The following is a 14,283-nucleotide window of genomic DNA, read 5'->3' as shown; positions in this document are numbered from 1 at the left end:
TCAATTCCCGGGGCGGTTCATCCTGCCGGAATTCCAGGATCAGGGTGATGATGCCTATGAATGGGTCGTCGTGGGCGCGGAGGAGAAGGGGCGGCTGGACATCAGTCCTGTTGGCACCAGCCTTGCAATCCCTCCGCGTTACACAGTGCAGACTAACTGGGTTCGTCTCAAGAACAGTCAACCAGCCGACTGAGATCCCAGGCCCGACCTATGGGCAGAGTAAAGATCCAACTCCAACTCCATTTGCGTCATGAAGGTTTGAAAGGACCGCGGCCCTACATCCAATTGCCAACCTTGGCCAGAATGTAGACAATCTGCAACAGCGATTCGCGCTGTGCACTTGGCTACGGAAAGGGCAGAAGTTGGCTACGGAATCTGCGGCGTTTTGGCTACGGACTGAAAGCGAAAAACAAAAGGCTTGCACCATCACTGATGCAAGCCTTTGATTTCAAACGAAATTTTGGCTCCCCGACCTGGGCTCGAACCAGGGACCTACGGATTAACAGTCCGGCGCTCTACCGACTGAGCTATCGGGGAATAGCCTCAGATTATAGGGTGTTTTAAGCTTAGTACTCAAGCGGCCCTGATTTTTTTGAGCTGGCGTCGCGCCACGCGGCCATCAGGGCCTGGGCGGTGCCTTCTGGGTCGGAGGCGCCGGTGATGGCGCGCACCACGGCAAAGCTGCCCACTCCGGTGGCGGCCACGGCCGGGAGGTGTTCCATGCCGATGCCGCCAATGGCCACCAGGGGGTGGTCGCGCATCAGGCGGGCATAGGCACCCAGCCGGCCCAGCCCTTGAGGCGGGGTGGCCATGGCCTTGAGGGTGGTGGGAAACACCGCGCCCAACGCCAGGTAGCTGGGGCGGACGGCGGCGGCGCGCAGCATTTCGGCGTAGCCGTGGGTGCTGACGCCAAGGCGCAAGCCGCTGCCGCGCAGCGTGTGCAGGGCTTCGGGCGGCAGGGCGTCGAGGTCTTCCTGGCCCAGGTGGACGCCGTAAGCGCCGGCTTCGATGGCTTCACGCCAATGGTCGTTGATGAACAGCAGGCTGTCGGTGCCCTGCACCGCCAAGACGGCGGCGGCCACCTCGGTCCGGATGGCGGCGGGGTCTGGGGATTTGAAGCGCAGTTGCACCGTGGGCACACCGGCCAGGGCCATGCGCCGCACCCAGGCGGCGTCGGGCAACACGGCGTAGACGCCCAGGGCCGAAGGGCAGGCGGGGAAGGCCGCAGGGTGGATTCCCGGCGGGGCCAGACCAAAGTCCGCTGGCTCGCTGGGCCACAGTCCGGGGTCAAAACGGCCCGTGCGCAGGCTTTGCCGGGCCCAGGCGGAGGCGATGCATTGGGCGTCGGCTTCGATGAAACCGAGGCGTCGGGCTGCAGCATGGGCGAGTGCGGCCGGGCTGTCGTTGAGGGCGGTGGCCTGCGGATCGGTATTGGACGGCAAGCCCATGGCCGCGTGCTGCTGCGCCAGGGCATGCACCTGTGCGTTCAATGTGCTCATGCGTGGTGCCAGAAAGGGGTGCCGAGCACGGGGGTGCTGGGTTGGGCGCTGTCCTGGGCGCTCATGGCGCCCGCCAGGAAGGCGCTGCGCCCGGCGCGCACGGCGTCGGCAAAGGCGCCGGCCATGGCCACCGGGTGTTGCGACAGGGCCACGGCGGTGTTCAGCAACACGGCGTCAAAGCCCCACTCCATCACCTGGCAGGCGTGGCTGGGCAGACCCAGGCCGGCGTCCACGATGAGGGGCACGCTCAGGCGTTCGCGCAGCGTGCGCAGGGCGTAGGGGTTGATCGGGCCTTTGCCGGTGCCGATGGGGGCGGCCCAGGGCATGACGGCCTGGCAACCCACGTCCACCAGGCGCTGGCACAGCACCAGGTCGTCGGTGCTGTAGGGCAGCACCTTGAAGCCGCTTTGGACCAACCGTTCGGCCGCCGTCACCAGGTTCAGGGTGTCGGGTTGCAAGGTGTAGTCGTCGCCGATCAGTTCGAGCTTGATCCAGTCGGTGTTGAACACCTCACGCGCCATTTCGGCGGTGGTGATGGCTTCCTGCACGGTGTGGCAGCCGGCGGTGTTGGGCAGCACCGGCACCTGCATCTTTTGCAGCAGGGGCCAGAAGCCTTGTGAGGTGTCCAGGTCGGCGCCGGCATGGGCGGTCTGGCGGCGCAGCGACGCGGTCAACATGCAGGGCGCGGCGAGCGCCACGGCCTGTTCGAGCACGGCGGGCGAGGGGTAGCGGGCGGTGCCCAGCATCAGCCGGCTGGCGAAGGTTTCGCCGTAGAGCGTGAGTGGGTCGTGGGCGGCAATGGGGTTCATGGCGGTTCAGCCCCCGGTGACCGGGGCGATGATTTCGATCTGGTCGCCCTCGGCCAACGGGGTGCTGGCGTAATGCGACTTGGGCACGAAGCGCAGGTTGACCGCCGTGGCAAACGGGCCGCTGGCTTGCGCGGCGGCCACCGCGTCGGCCAGGGTGGCGCCGGCGGGCAGGGTGTGCGGGCGTTGGTTGATCAGGACTTGCATGGGGTCGTGCGGCTCAGGGGGCCACGGCGCACGCGGGTTCGGTCTCGAAGCGCAGGCCCAGGCGTGCGGCCAGTTCGGTGCCGCCGCCGTGCATGTGCTGCAGCACGGCATCGTGCAGGGCCGGTGCGATCATGTAGCCGTGGCGGTACAGGCCGTTGACCTGCAGCACGCGCGGCGCGCAGATGCGCACGGCGGGCAGGTTGTCGGGCAGGGTGGGGCGGCACTGGGTGTTCAGTTCCAGGATGCGCGCTTCGCCAAAGCCGGGGTGCACCGCATAGGCGGCGCTCAGCAGCTCCAGGGTGGAACGCACGCTGGCCGGTGACAAGTCGTCGGTCTCGATCTCGGTGGCGCCGATGACGAACACGCCGTCGGGTTTGGGCGCGATGTAGATGGGGTAGCGCGGGTGCAGCAGGCGGGTGGGCCGCTGCAGGGTCACGCCCGGGGCGTGCAGGCGAACGACTTCGCCGCGCACGCCGCGCAAGGCGGGCGCCGGCCAGTCGTGGCGGGCACCCAGACCGCGGCAGTCGAGCACCCAGCCGCCGTGGCGGCGTTGGTGCTCACAGGCCTGCTCCAGTGTCCAGGGTGTGTGCCATTCGATGTCGGTGCCCAGCGCCTGCAGTGTGGCGGTGAGGGCGGGCAGCAGTTGGCGGTTGTCCAGCTGGCCTTCGGAGGGCAGGTACAGACCTTGGTGGAAGCGTTCGGCCACGGCCGGCTCCAGGGTCGCCAGGCGTGGACCGTCCAGTGCCTCGGGCTGGGGCAGGCTGGGCAGGGCCTGGGTGGTGGCCGCCAGCAGCTGGCGGAAACGCTGGGCTTCGCCCGCGTCCTGGCGGTGCCACAGGATCAAGGTGCCGGCTTGCTGGAAGAACACGGGCTGGTTGAGGGGCCGCAGCAATTCGGGCCAGCGGCCCAGCGCGTACTGGCCCATGGCCACGACGCTGGCCTCGGTCACGGCCGATTCGGCCAGCGGGGCCAGCATGGCGGCGGCCACCCGGGCGGCCCCGCCGCTGCCTTGGGCGTCGCCGGCATCGACCAGGCGTACCATGTGGCCGGCGCGGGCCAGGCCCACGCCCAGCAGGCGGCCCATGAGGCCGGCGCCCAGAATGAGCACCGGTTCGCGTTCGGAAGGGGAAAGGGGAGTGGGGATCATGCGTGGCTCAACCCGAAATTACATCACAAGCGGGGCCGGTGGACTGGCCGCGGCGCAACGGCCGATAATGCCGGCATGAGCAAGCTCCCGCCGCATTACCCCCGCGTGTTGACCATCGCTGGCAGCGATTCCGGCGGTGGCGCCGGCATCCAGGCCGATCTGAAAACCTTCAGCGCCCTGGGCTGCTATGGAATGACCGCCATCACCGCCCTGACCGCGCAAAACACCCTGGGCGTGAGCGCCATCCACGGCGTGCCGCCGGCCTTCCTGCGCGCGCAACTGGCGGCGGTGCTCGACGACATCGGCGTCGATGCGGTCAAGATCGGCATGCTCCACGCCCCCGAGGTGGTGGAGGTGGTGGCCTGGGCCATCGACACCTACCAATTGCCCCAGGTGGTGCTGGACCCGGTGATGGTGGCCACCAGCGGCGACGCCCTGATCGAGCGCGAGACGGTGGGGGTGCTGGTGGAGCAGTTGTTCCCGCGTGCCACGGTGGTCACGCCCAACCTGGACGAAGCGGGCCTGCTGCTGGGCCGCCCGGTGAGCACCACCGACGACCTGGATGCGGCCTGCGCCGACCTGCTGGCCATGGGTGCGCGCAGCGTGCTGCTCAAAGGCGGGCACCTGGGCGGTGACCTGCTGACCGACGTGCTGGCCCTGGCCGGCGAGCCCGCCACCTACTGGCAGCGGCTCACGGGGCCGCGCATCGCCAGCCAGAACGTGCACGGCACCGGTTGCACCCTGTCGTCGGCCATCGCCGCGCAGTTGGCATTGGGCCATCCGCTGGAGGAGGCGGTGCAGGTGGCGCACGCCTACATCCGGGGTGCGATTGAGGCCGGGGCCGCGGTGGCCACCGGGGGTGGACATGGCCCCTTGAACCACGGTTTTGCCCCCTTGCCCATGCACCTGCTGGTCTGAAGGTTTCAGGGCGAGGGGCTGCCCGCCACGCCCAGCAGTTCGTGCAGGCGCGGGCTGGTGGTGGTGTACTGCAGCAGCACCCGGCGTTCCGGGTGGACCAGGGCCGCGGCGGCAAACGCCGCCAGCGTGGCTTCGTGGAAGCCGCAGAGGATCAGTTTGCGCTTGCCCGGGTAGGTGTTGACATCGCCCACGGCGAACACCCCGGGTTCGCTGGTGGCAAAGGTGTCGGTGGCCACCGGCAGCAGCTTGCGCTCCATGGCCAGGCCCCAGTCGGCCAGCGGCCCCAGTTTGGGGGACAGGCCCAGGCGGGGCAGCAGCGCGTCCAGCGGCAGGCGTTCGGTGGAGTCGGCGGGGGTGGCCACCTGCAGGGCCGTCAGCCGCCCGCCGGGCCCCACCTCCAGGCCCACGGGTTGGCCCAGCACCAAGCGCACGCCGCCCGTGGCCAGGGCCTGGCGCACGCGGGCTTCCTGTTCGGGGCTGGCTTTGAATTTGTCGGTGCGGTGCAACAGGGTCAGGCTGGCGCAGGTGCCCGACTCCCACAGGCCCAGCACGGCATCCAGGGCCGCGTCTTCGCCACCCATGACGACCACGTGCTGCCCTTGCAGCGCGGTGCTGTCGGGGCCGTGGTAATGCACCTGCTGGCCTTCGTGCGCCTCCAGCCCCACCAATGCCGGTTTGCGCGGCACAAAGGCGCCCACGCCGGCGGCGATGAACACGGTGTGGGTGCGGAATTCCAGACCGGCGTTGGTGCGCAAGGCAAAACGCCCATCGGCCTGACGGCTCAGGGTCTGCACCTGCTGACCCAGGTGCAGGGGCTGGCGGAAGGGCGCGATCTGCGCCAGCAGCCGCTGGGTGAGTTCCTGGCCGGAACACACCGGCAGGCCGGGGATGTCGTAGATCGGTTTGTCGGGGTACAGCTCGGCGCACTGGCCGCCGGGGTGGGGCAGCGCGTCCACGAGGTGGGTGTCCACCTCTTGCAGGCCCAGTTGAAAGGCCTGGAACAGGCCCACCGGGCCTGCCCCCACCACCAGGGCCTGGGTGTCGATCACCGGCATGTGGCGGTCGTGTCGGCCGGGGTTCAGCGCTTGAGCAGCGCCAGTTTGCCGGTCTGGTCTTTGTATTGCTCGTGGTCGGGCAGCGGCGATTTGCGCTTGGTGATGCTCTTCCAGCTGGGCAGCAGGGCCAGGTCGGCGTTGAGCTTGATCATGTGCTGCTGGTCCTTGGGCACATCTTCTTCGGCGTAGATGGCACTGACCGGGCATTCGGGAATGCACACGGCGCAGTCGATGCACTCGTCCGGGTCGATGGTCAGGAAGTTGGGGCCTTCGCGAAAGCAGTCGACCGGGCAAACGTCCACACAGTCGGTGTATTTGCAGGCGATGCAGGCTTCGGTAACAACGTGGGTCATGGGGCGGGGCTGCGGCGCAGCGGTAAACAATGAAACGGGGTGGCCGATCCGTGTCGCGGTCGACAGTGGGGGCCAGCCATATGTCGAATTTTAGGCCCTGGCAAGGGGTTTACCCCTGCCAGGGCTGATTTCGTCTGCGTGGCCCGTGGGGGCGTCGCGTCAGCGCACCAGCACCGCGCCCGAGGTCTTGTGGCTGGCGGTGTCCACCAAAATCAGCGCGCCCAGGCCGCGCGAGCGGGCAAACGGCACCGCCGGCAGGGCTTCCTGCAGCAGCAGCTCGACGTGGCCGATGGCGTTGGGATCGAGGTGGTCGGCCTCTTGCTCGGCCAGGGTGTTGATGTCGAGCTTGTGCACCACGCGCTTGACCTTGGCTTTGACCCAGCGGTGGCCGTGCAGCGCCCAGTAGACGCGGCCGGCGACCAGGGGTTCGTCGTCCATCCAGGCGACGGTGACCGACAGTTCCTTGCTGCCCGGGTAGGGGCTGACGGTGGCCGGGGTGTCGAAATCGTCGTCCGCGACGGCGGCGGCCACCGGCGCGGCCAGAATCCAGTCGCCGCGGGACACGTCCACTTCGCGGTCCAGCACCAGGCCGGCGCTGTGGCCGGCTGCGGTGGCCTGTGGCTGGCGTGTCGTGCTCAGCACCTGGGCCACCACGGCTTTCTGGCCGCTGGGGAAGACCTGCACTTCGGTGCCGGGCGTGAAAGTACCGGCGGCGACGCGGCCCCAGAAAATGCGGCGGCCCTGGTGCGTGACGTTGCTGTCGTGCTGCTTTTCCACCCACTGCACCGGGAAGGCCACCGGGGCGGCGGTGTCTTGGGGGGTGTTGGGCAGTTTTTCCAGCAACTGCAGCAGGGTGGGGCCTTGGTAGCCGCACCAGCCGGGGTTGGTGAAGTCCACCACGTTCCAGCCTTTGAGCGCGGACACGGGCACGGTGGCCGTCACGGGAATGCCGGCTTCGGCGGCGAAGGCGTTCAAGGCCGCGCTGATGTGGCGGTAGGCCACGGTGGCGTCGTCCACCGCGTCGAGTTTGTTGACCGCGAACACGATGCTGGGCACGCGCAACAACTGGCACAGCAGCGAGTGGCGGCGGGTTTGCGGCAGCAGTTTCAGGGCCGGGTCGGCCCAGTCCAGCTTGGTGGCATCGACCAGCACCACGGCGGCGTCGGCGCTGGAGGCGGCCGTCACCATGTTGCGGGTGTATTGCTCGTGGCCGGGGGCGTCGCCGATGATGAACTTGCGGTCTTCGGTGCTGAAGTAGCGGTAGGCCACGTCGATGGTGATGCCTTGCTCACGCTCGGCGCTCAGGCCGTCGGTGAGCAGGGCCAGGTCGGTTTCGCCGCCGCGTTGCACGCCGGCCAGGTGGTCTTGCAGCACGGCCTTGCTGTCGACCAGCAGGCGGCCGATCAGCGTGCTTTTGCCGTCGTCCACCGAGCCGCAGGTGATGAATTTCAATGCGTCCATGTTCTTGCTTTCAGTCGGTCGGTGGGGTCAGAAATAGCCTTCGCGCTTGCGCTTTTCCATCGACGCGTCGCTGGTCTTGTCGTCCATGCGGGTGGCGCCGCGCTCGCTCAGGTCGGCGGCCAGGGTTTCGATCACGATCTCGCCCGGGGTGGCGGCGGTGCTGGCCACGGGGCAGGTGCAGGTGATGTCGCCCACGGTGCGGAAGCGCACGTCGCGCACCACGATTTGCTCGCCTTCTTTGGCGGGGGTGAGTTCGGTCACCGGCACCAGCAGGCCCTTGCGTTCCACCACCTCACGTTTGTGGGTGTAGTACAGGCTGGGCAGGGCTATCTGTTCGCGCTCGATGTACTGCCACACGTCCATCTCGGTCCAGTTGCTGATGGGAAAGACGCGGAAGTGCTCGCCCGGCTGCAGGCGGGTGTTGAACAGGGTCCACAACTCCGGGCGTTGGGCCTTGGGTTGCCATTGGCCGAAGGCGTCGCGGTGGCTGAAGATGCGTTCCTTGGCGCGGGCCTTTTCCTCGTCGCGGCGGGCGCCGCCCATCAGCGCATCGAAGCGGAATTCCTCGATCGCTTCGAGCAGCGTGACGGACTGGTGCGCGTTGCGGCTTTCGCCGGGGTGACTCAGGCGCACGGTGCCGCGGGCCATGGAGTCTTCCACGCTGCGCACGATCAGTTCGGCGCCCAGTTCTTGGGCACGGAAGTCGCGGAAGTCGGTCACTTCGTGGAAGTTGTGGCCGGTGTCGATCATCAGCAGCGGGTAGGGGATGCGGCCGACGCCGAAGGCTTTTTCGGCGCATTTCAGCATCACCAGCGAGTCTTTGCCGCCCGAGAACAGCAGGGCGGGGCGTTCGAAGGTGGCGGCCACTTCGCGCAGGATGAAGATGGTTTCTTCTTCCAGGGCGTCCAGGTGCGAGTTGTTGAGTTGGTGGCTCATGTGGTGGTCTTGTGGGGTGAGCAGTGCGGGGGCGGTGCGGGCGTTCATGGTCAGCCCTTCTTGACGTGCAGGCCGCATTCCTTGGCGGCTTCGTCTTCCCACCACCAGCGGCCGGCGCGGAAATCTTCGCCCAGGCTGATGGCGCGGGTGCAGGGCTCGCAGCCGATGCTGGGGAAGAAGCGGTCGTGCAGCGGGTTGTAGTCCACCTTATTTTCGGCGATGTAGTGCCACACATCGCCCCAGGTCCAGTTGGCCAGGGGGTTGAACTTGGTCAGGCCTTTGCTGGCGACTTCGGATTCGTCGATCAGCGGCACCTCGGCCCGGGCGTTGGACTGTTCGCGGCGCAGGCCGGTGAGCCAGGCCTTCTGGCCGGCCAGGGCACGGGCCAGCGGTTCCATCTTGCGGATGCCGCAGCAGGCCTTGCGCAGTTCGATGGATTGGTAGATCGCGTCCTGACCTTGGTCGCGCACGAACTGGATCACGGCTTCGTGCTGCGGTTTGTACACATGGATGGGTGCCCGGGAATGGGCCTCGGTGCGCTCCAGCAGGGCCAGGGTTTCGGCGTGCAGGCGGCCGGTTTCCAGCACAAACACCGGAATGTCGAGCTGCAAGGCGTTGATGAGGTGGGTGATGACCACGTCTTCCGCGCCCAGGCTGGAGGCTTGGGTCAGCGGCTGGAACTCAGCGGCGGCGCGTTGCAGCAGGGCCTGGGTTTCGGCCAGCTTGGCGGCGTGGTCGGCCGAGGGCTTGTTGTTCAGCTGCGTGGCGGGCAGCGGGGCCTGGGGCTTGAGGCCCGAGGTGGCGGGCAGGGGGCTGGTGGTACTCATGTGCGCTCCTCAGGCCGCCTGGGCAAAGTGGGGTTGCGGCTGCGCCACATCGCCCTGGTAGAAGCCGCTGAAGTGCCGCAGCAGCTGCTCGCCATGGGCCAGATCCTGGTCGGCGCGCAGCACGGCCTCGTCAAAACCGCAGCGCTGCATCTGCACCAGTTGGTCGATCAGCACGTCGCCGGTGGCGCGCAGAGCGCCGGTGTAGCCACGGCGGCGGCGCAGGGTCACGGCCTGGCTGAAGGCGCGGCCATCGGCAAATTTGGGGAAGTGCAGTTCCACGCGTTGCACGCCTTGCAGGTCCACGCTCAGGGCGTCCTGGTCGTTGCCCAGGGCGAGCACGCCGGCGGTGGGGCTGGTGGAGGTGTCGGCGGTCAGCAGTTTCATGGGGGCTCCGGGGCGCATCAGGCGGTTTCGGTGGGGCGGGCGGTGGCCACGCGCACGGCGTTGGCGGCGGCCTTGAACGGCTCGTGGCCCACGCGCTTCAGGGTGTCGATGAAGGTTTCGCCCTGCGAGCGTTGCTGGCGGTAGGTGTCGATCACGGCTTCCACGGCTTCGGTCACCTCGTTGGCCGCGAACGACGGGCCGACCACCTTGCCGGCACCGGGGGCGCCGCTCAGGGCCGAGCCGTCGGAACCGCCCAGGGTGACCTGGTACCACTCCTGGCCGTCCTTGTCCACGCCCAAAATGCCGATGTGGCCGCTGTGGTGGTGGCCGCAGCTGTTGATGCAGCCGCTGATGTGCAGGTCGATCTCGCCCAGGTCGTGTAGCTCGTCCAGGTCCTGGTAGCGCGCGGTGATGGCCTCGGCCACGGTCAGCGAACGGGCGTTGGCCAGGTCGCAGAAGTCGCCGCCGGGGCAAGCAATCATGTCGGTCAGCAGGCGGATGTTGGGCTTGGCCAGGCCCAGGCGGCGGGCCTCGCGCCAGAGTTCGGCCAGTTGGTCGCAACGCACCCACGGCAGCAGCAGGTTCTGGTCGTGGGTCACGCGCAGTTCGCCGGCGCTGTACTTGTCGGCCAGTTCGGCCACGGCGTCCAGCTGGTCGGCGGTGGCGTCGCCCGGGGCCTGGCCCAGGCGCTTGAACGACAGCGTCACGGCGCGCAGGTCGGGGTTCTGGTGGGCTTGCACGTTCTGCTGGATCCAGCGGCCGAATTCCACGTCGTCCTCGGCCGCCGCGCGCAGGATGCGGGCAATCTTCTCGTCCGAGCAGGTGGTGCTGGCGTCCAGGGCCGGCGGCACAAAGCCGGCGCTGACGCGGGCCAGTTCGGCCTCGCTGATGGTGTGCGGGGCGCCGTCCTGCTCCAGGATGCGGGCGTATTCGGCCTCCACCTCGTCGATGTAGCGCTGGCCTTCGGCCTTCACCAGGATCTTGATGCGGGCTTTGTAAATGTTGTCGCGCCGGCCCCAGAGGTTGTAGACCCGCACCACCGCTTCCAGGTAGTTGAGGATCTGCTGCCAGGGCAGGAATTCGCGCAGGGTGGTGGCGATGACCGGGGTGCGGCCCATGCCGCCGCCGGCCAGCACGCGGAAGCCGAGTTCACCGGCGCCGTTGCGCACCAGGTGCAGGCCGACGTCGTGCCAGTGGGTGGCCGCGCGGTCTTCGCGGGCGCCGCTGATGGCGATCTTGAACTTGCGCGGCAGGAAGGCGAACTCGGGGTGCAGCGTGCTCCACTGACGCAGGATTTCGGCGTAGGGGCGCGGGTCAGCCACTTCGTCCACGGCCACGCCGGCCAGGGCATCGGTGGTGATGTTGCGGATGCAGTTGCCGCTGGTCTGGATGCCGTGCATGTCCACGCTGGCCAGCAGGTCCATCACGTCGGCGGCCTGGGTCAGCGGAATCCAGTTGTACTGCACGTTCTGGCGCGTGGTGAAGTGGGCGTAGCCGGTGGGCAGGCGGCTGGCGATGGCCTGGCCGTCGCGCAACTGGATGCTGCCGAGCTTGTTTTGCGCGGCCACGGCGCCTTGGAAGATCTCGTGGCTGGGCTGGTCGTACTCGCGCGCGATGCGGGCCAGCACGCGCACCTGGCGGCTGGAGAGTTCGCCGTAGGGCACGGCCACGCGCAGCATGGGGGCGTGGCGCTGGATGTACCAGCCGTTCTGCAGGCGCAGGGGTTTGAACTCGTCACCCCCGAGGGTGCCGGCCTGGTAGCGCTGCAACTGGTCGCGGAACTGTGCGGCGCGCTGGCGCACGAACTGGCGGTCAAAGTCGGTGTATTGGTACATGGTTCTGCAAACGGGGAAAACGGGGGAGGCTCAGATCGCGATCAGCTTGGTGCCGGCGTAGGCCAGCAGCACCGACAGCATGGAGCGCACCAGGCGCTCGGGGGCCTTGTGGATCAGGCGCGAACCGATCCAGATGCCGGGCAGCGAGCCGGCCAGCAGCTTGGCCAGCAGCGGCCAGTCCACCGAGCCCAGCGAAGCGTGGCCCAGGCCGGCCACCAGCGTCAGCGGCACGGCGTAAGCGATGTCGGCCGCCACGATGCGTGGCAGGGGCAGCAGCGGGAACAGGATGAGCAGCACCGTCACACCGATGGCGCCGGCCCCGACCGAGGTCAGCGTGACCAGCGTGCCGATGAGGGCGCCGAACACCACCGGCAGGCTCCAGTGGCGGGCGCGGGTGGCCTGGCTGTCGGGGGCGCCATGGCCCTGGGCCGAGGCCGACAGTCCCAGCCCCGGCTGGCGCTGGCGTAGGGCCTTGTAGGCCATGGCCGCCGCCGTCAGCAGCAGGGCTGCGCCGAGGGTGTTGGTCATCACGCTTTGCACGCCGGCACTGGCTGGGCCGACGGTGTGCAGCACGTACAGCGTGGCCAGGGCGGCCGGGATGCTGCCGGCGCACAACTGCCCCACCACGCGCCAGGGCACCAGGCCCTGGCGGGTCAGGCTCAGGGTACCGCCGGCCTTGGTAAAGGCCGCGAACAGCAGGTCGGTGCCCACCGCCAGATAGGGCTTCACGCCGAACACGAAGATCAGCAGCGGCGTCATCAGCGAGCCGCCGCCGACCCCGGTCAGTCCGACCACCAGGCCCACAAAGAAGCCGGCGAAAACAAAGGCAATGTCATGCATGGGGCGCGACTGTACGGCCTGCTTACATAAACCCCAACTACTTATTTATTGTTTTTATATAGCTCGATTTTATAAATTGGCGGTATCCAACACCGGTGCGCCGGGCGGGTGCGCGCAAGTTCCGAAAAATCTGCTAATTTGTGTGGCATGACTCCCCTGATCGCCTACAAAACCCGCCTCACCCCCGACCACGCGGCGGTGCCCGGACTGACCAATCGGCGCGAGGCCGGTGCGCCGGCGCAGGCCGCCGCCGACGCGCTGGACAGTCAGGCCTTTGCCCAGATGGCGCATTGGTCCTCGGGCATTTCGCCCATCTCCCTGGCCCTGGCCTGGACCGACTGGGTCTTGCACCTGGCGCATTCGCCCGGTTCGCAGGCCCGGTTGTGGCGCCGGGCGGTGGAGCAGGGCTTGGGCTGGGCGCAGGACGCGACCCGCTCGGCCTGGGCGGGGGCCCAGCCCGCGGAGTCGGCCGAGCCCGCCGCCGGCCTGCAGGACGACCCGCGCTTCGCCTCGCCCCTGTGGCAGCAGTGGCCCTGGCGGGGCCTGGCCACGGCCAACAAGGCCTGGGAAAGCTGGTGGCAGGATGCGAGCGGCCTGCGCGGCATGCAGGCCCACAGCCGCGAGCAGATGCGCTTCTATGGCCGTCAGGTGCTCGACCTGTGGTCGCCCGGCAACTGGCTTTGGACCAACCCGCAGGCCCTGGACGCCGCCTGGCGCTCGGGCGGGCAGACCCTGGTGAAGGGCTGGGGCTATGCCCTGCAGGACTTGCAGGCACCGAGCGCACAGCCGCCAGCACCCGCAGACGCCGGGGCCGACCTGGTGCCGGGCCAGGGCGTTGCCGTCACCCCGGGGCAGGTGGTGATGCGCAACAACCTGGTCGAACTCATCCAGTACCGACCCACCACCGCCCAGGTGCACGCCGAGCCCTTGCTCATCATCCCCTCGTGCATCATGAAGTATTACATTCTGGACCTGTCACCACACAACTCCATGGTGCGCTGGCTGGTGGACCAGGGGCACACGGTGTACATCGTTTCTTGGCGCAACCCGGACGAGGACGACGCCCTGCTCACCATGGACGATTACGTGCAGGAAGGCGTGCTGGCCGCCCTGGCGCACGTCCACCAGGCGAGCCAGGCGCCGGTGCACCTGATGGGCTACTGCCTGGGGGGCACCTTCGCCGCGATCGCCGCCGCGGCTTTGGGCGGTGGTGACGCCCACCTGCTCCCCGGTGCCGACGAGACGGCCCTGGCGCCCCTGGCCAGCCTCAGCCTGCTCGCGGCCGAGACCGATTTTTCCGACCCTGGCGAAATGGGCATCCTCATCGACGAAGCCCAGGTGCGCTTGCTGGAAGACATGATGGCGGCCAAGGGCTTCCTGACCGGGCGGCAGATGGCCGCGTCTTTCCAGTTCCTGCACGCGCGCGAACTGGTCTGGTCCAGCCGCACCCGGCGCTGGCTGCTGGGCGAAGAAGAGGTGCCCAACGACCTGATGTGCTGGAACACCGACGTGACGCGCTTGCCGGCGGTCATGCACAGCCAGTACCTGCGCACCTGCTTCCTGAACAACGACCTGGCCGAGGGCCGCTTCCTGTTCGCGGGGCGCCCGATCGCCCTGTGCGACATCCGCTGCCCGGTGTTCGCCGTGGGCACGCTCAAGGACCACGTGGCCCCCTGGAAATCGGTCTACAAGATCCACCGGCTGGTGTCGGCCGAGGTGACTTTTGTGCTGACCAGCGGTGGGCACAACGCCGGCATCGTGTCCGAGCCGGGGCACCCGGGGCGGCACTACCAGCAGCTGCGCACCGGTACCGACATGCCCTGGCGCACGCCAGAGGAATGGCAGGCCCAGGCCCCGCACCACGACGGCAGCTGGTGGCCCGCCTGGAGCGCCTGGCTGGTAGAGCAAGGCCCAGGGGCGCCGGTGGCGGCCCGTGCGCCGGCCCGGGCTGCGTCGTTGGGGGAGGCCCCTGGCAGCTACGTGAAAGTGCGCTACGGCGACTGAGCCAGGGCCGC

The 14,283-nt window shown here is 68.4% G+C and carries 15 protein-coding genes and 1 tRNA gene; 3 read left to right on the top strand and 13 right to left on the bottom strand.

Going from position 1 to position 14,283, the window contains the following annotated elements; all coding sequences use genetic code 11:
• Positions 1-193: hypothetical protein (locus tag CON77_RS15565; RefSeq protein ID WP_232788485.1), on the top strand; the 193-nt coding region annotated here is incomplete at its 5' end.
• 268 nt (positions 194-461) lie between these two features.
• Here the strand turns inward: CON77_RS15565 and CON77_RS10085 are convergent.
• The 5 genes from CON77_RS10085 to CON77_RS10065 all read right to left on the bottom strand — a co-directional run bounded on the left by CON77_RS10085 (position 462) and on the right by CON77_RS10065 (position 3,659).
• Positions 462-537: transfer RNA gene (locus CON77_RS10085), tRNA-Asn, on the bottom strand.
• Between the two features lie 29 nt (positions 538-566).
• On the bottom strand, positions 567-1,499 hold the full coding sequence (locus CON77_RS10080) for a thiamine phosphate synthase (protein ID WP_101049023.1): 933 nt from the start codon (positions 1,497-1,499) through the stop codon (positions 567-569).
• Positions 1,496-2,308, bottom strand: a complete 813-nt coding sequence (locus CON77_RS10075; RefSeq protein ID WP_101049022.1) for a thiazole synthase — start codon at positions 2,306-2,308, stop codon at positions 1,496-1,498. Before CON77_RS10075 ends, CON77_RS10080 begins: the two co-directional genes overlap by 4 nt.
• A gap of 6 nt (positions 2,309-2,314) precedes the next feature.
• Positions 2,315-2,512 (bottom strand): sulfur carrier protein ThiS, encoded by a 198-nt coding sequence (gene thiS / locus CON77_RS10070; RefSeq protein WP_101049021.1) that lies wholly within the window; start codon positions 2,510-2,512, stop codon positions 2,315-2,317.
• A gap of 13 nt (positions 2,513-2,525) precedes the next feature.
• Positions 2,526-3,659: an FAD-dependent oxidoreductase gene (locus CON77_RS10065; RefSeq protein WP_101049020.1), complete on the bottom strand. Its 1,134-nt coding sequence runs from the start codon at positions 3,657-3,659 to the stop codon at positions 2,526-2,528.
• 75 nt (positions 3,660-3,734) lie between these two features.
• Here CON77_RS10065 and thiD point away from each other — a divergent pair, with 75 nt between their 5' ends.
• Entirely contained in the window at positions 3,735-4,577 is an 843-nt protein-coding gene (gene thiD, locus CON77_RS10060; RefSeq protein WP_101049019.1) for a bifunctional hydroxymethylpyrimidine kinase/phosphomethylpyrimidine kinase, read from the top strand.
• Between the two features lie 5 nt (positions 4,578-4,582).
• Here thiD and CON77_RS10055 read toward each other — a convergent pair whose 3' ends face one another.
• From CON77_RS10055 to CON77_RS10020, 8 genes are all read right to left on the bottom strand, one after another.
• Positions 4,583-5,632, bottom strand: a complete 1,050-nt coding sequence (locus tag CON77_RS10055) for an NAD(P)/FAD-dependent oxidoreductase (RefSeq protein ID WP_101049018.1) — start codon at positions 5,630-5,632, stop codon at positions 4,583-4,585.
• 23 nt (positions 5,633-5,655) lie between these two features.
• On the bottom strand, positions 5,656-5,985 hold the full coding sequence (gene fdxA, locus CON77_RS10050; RefSeq protein ID WP_101049017.1) for a ferredoxin FdxA: 330 nt from the start codon (positions 5,983-5,985) through the stop codon (positions 5,656-5,658).
• A 159-nt stretch (positions 5,986-6,144) separates the two neighbouring features.
• On the bottom strand, positions 6,145-7,446 hold the full coding sequence (locus CON77_RS10045; protein ID WP_101049016.1) for a sulfate adenylyltransferase subunit 1: 1,302 nt from the start codon (positions 7,444-7,446) through the stop codon (positions 6,145-6,147).
• 27 nt (positions 7,447-7,473) lie between these two features.
• A complete protein-coding gene (cysD, locus tag CON77_RS10040; RefSeq protein WP_101049015.1) occupies positions 7,474-8,430 on the bottom strand; it encodes a sulfate adenylyltransferase subunit CysD in 957 nt (318 codons plus the stop codon).
• Between the two features lie 2 nt (positions 8,431-8,432).
• Complete coding sequence (locus CON77_RS10035) at positions 8,433-9,209, bottom strand: phosphoadenylyl-sulfate reductase (protein WP_101049014.1); 777 nt, start codon at positions 9,207-9,209, stop codon at positions 8,433-8,435.
• Positions 9,210-9,218: 9 nt separating this feature from the next.
• Positions 9,219-9,593 (bottom strand): DUF934 domain-containing protein, encoded by a 375-nt coding sequence (locus CON77_RS10030; RefSeq protein WP_101049013.1) that lies wholly within the window; start codon positions 9,591-9,593, stop codon positions 9,219-9,221.
• Positions 9,594-9,610: 17 nt separating this feature from the next.
• The gene (locus tag CON77_RS10025; protein WP_101049012.1) at positions 9,611-11,428 is read right to left on the bottom strand and encodes a nitrite/sulfite reductase; all 1,818 of its coding nucleotides are present in this window, start codon (positions 11,426-11,428) and stop codon (positions 9,611-9,613) included.
• Positions 11,429-11,458: 30 nt separating this feature from the next.
• Positions 11,459-12,268, bottom strand: coding sequence for a sulfite exporter TauE/SafE family protein (locus CON77_RS10020; RefSeq protein WP_101049011.1), 810 nt, complete (start codon positions 12,266-12,268; stop codon positions 11,459-11,461).
• A 147-nt stretch (positions 12,269-12,415) separates the two neighbouring features.
• On the opposite strand from CON77_RS10020, the gene CON77_RS10015 reads away from it, so the two are divergent.
• Positions 12,416-14,272, top strand: coding sequence for a PHA/PHB synthase family protein (locus CON77_RS10015; RefSeq protein ID WP_101049010.1), 1,857 nt, complete (start codon positions 12,416-12,418; stop codon positions 14,270-14,272).
• Positions 14,273-14,283: the final 11 nt, after the last annotated feature.

Origin of the sequence: Macromonas nakdongensis, from assembly GCF_002837145.1 — a bacterium.
Classification (GTDB): domain Bacteria; phylum Pseudomonadota; class Gammaproteobacteria; order Burkholderiales; family Burkholderiaceae_C; genus Macromonas_B; species Macromonas_B nakdongensis.
Note: the sequence above shows the minus strand (reverse complement) of the source record. Positions and strands in the feature narration are given on the sequence as shown.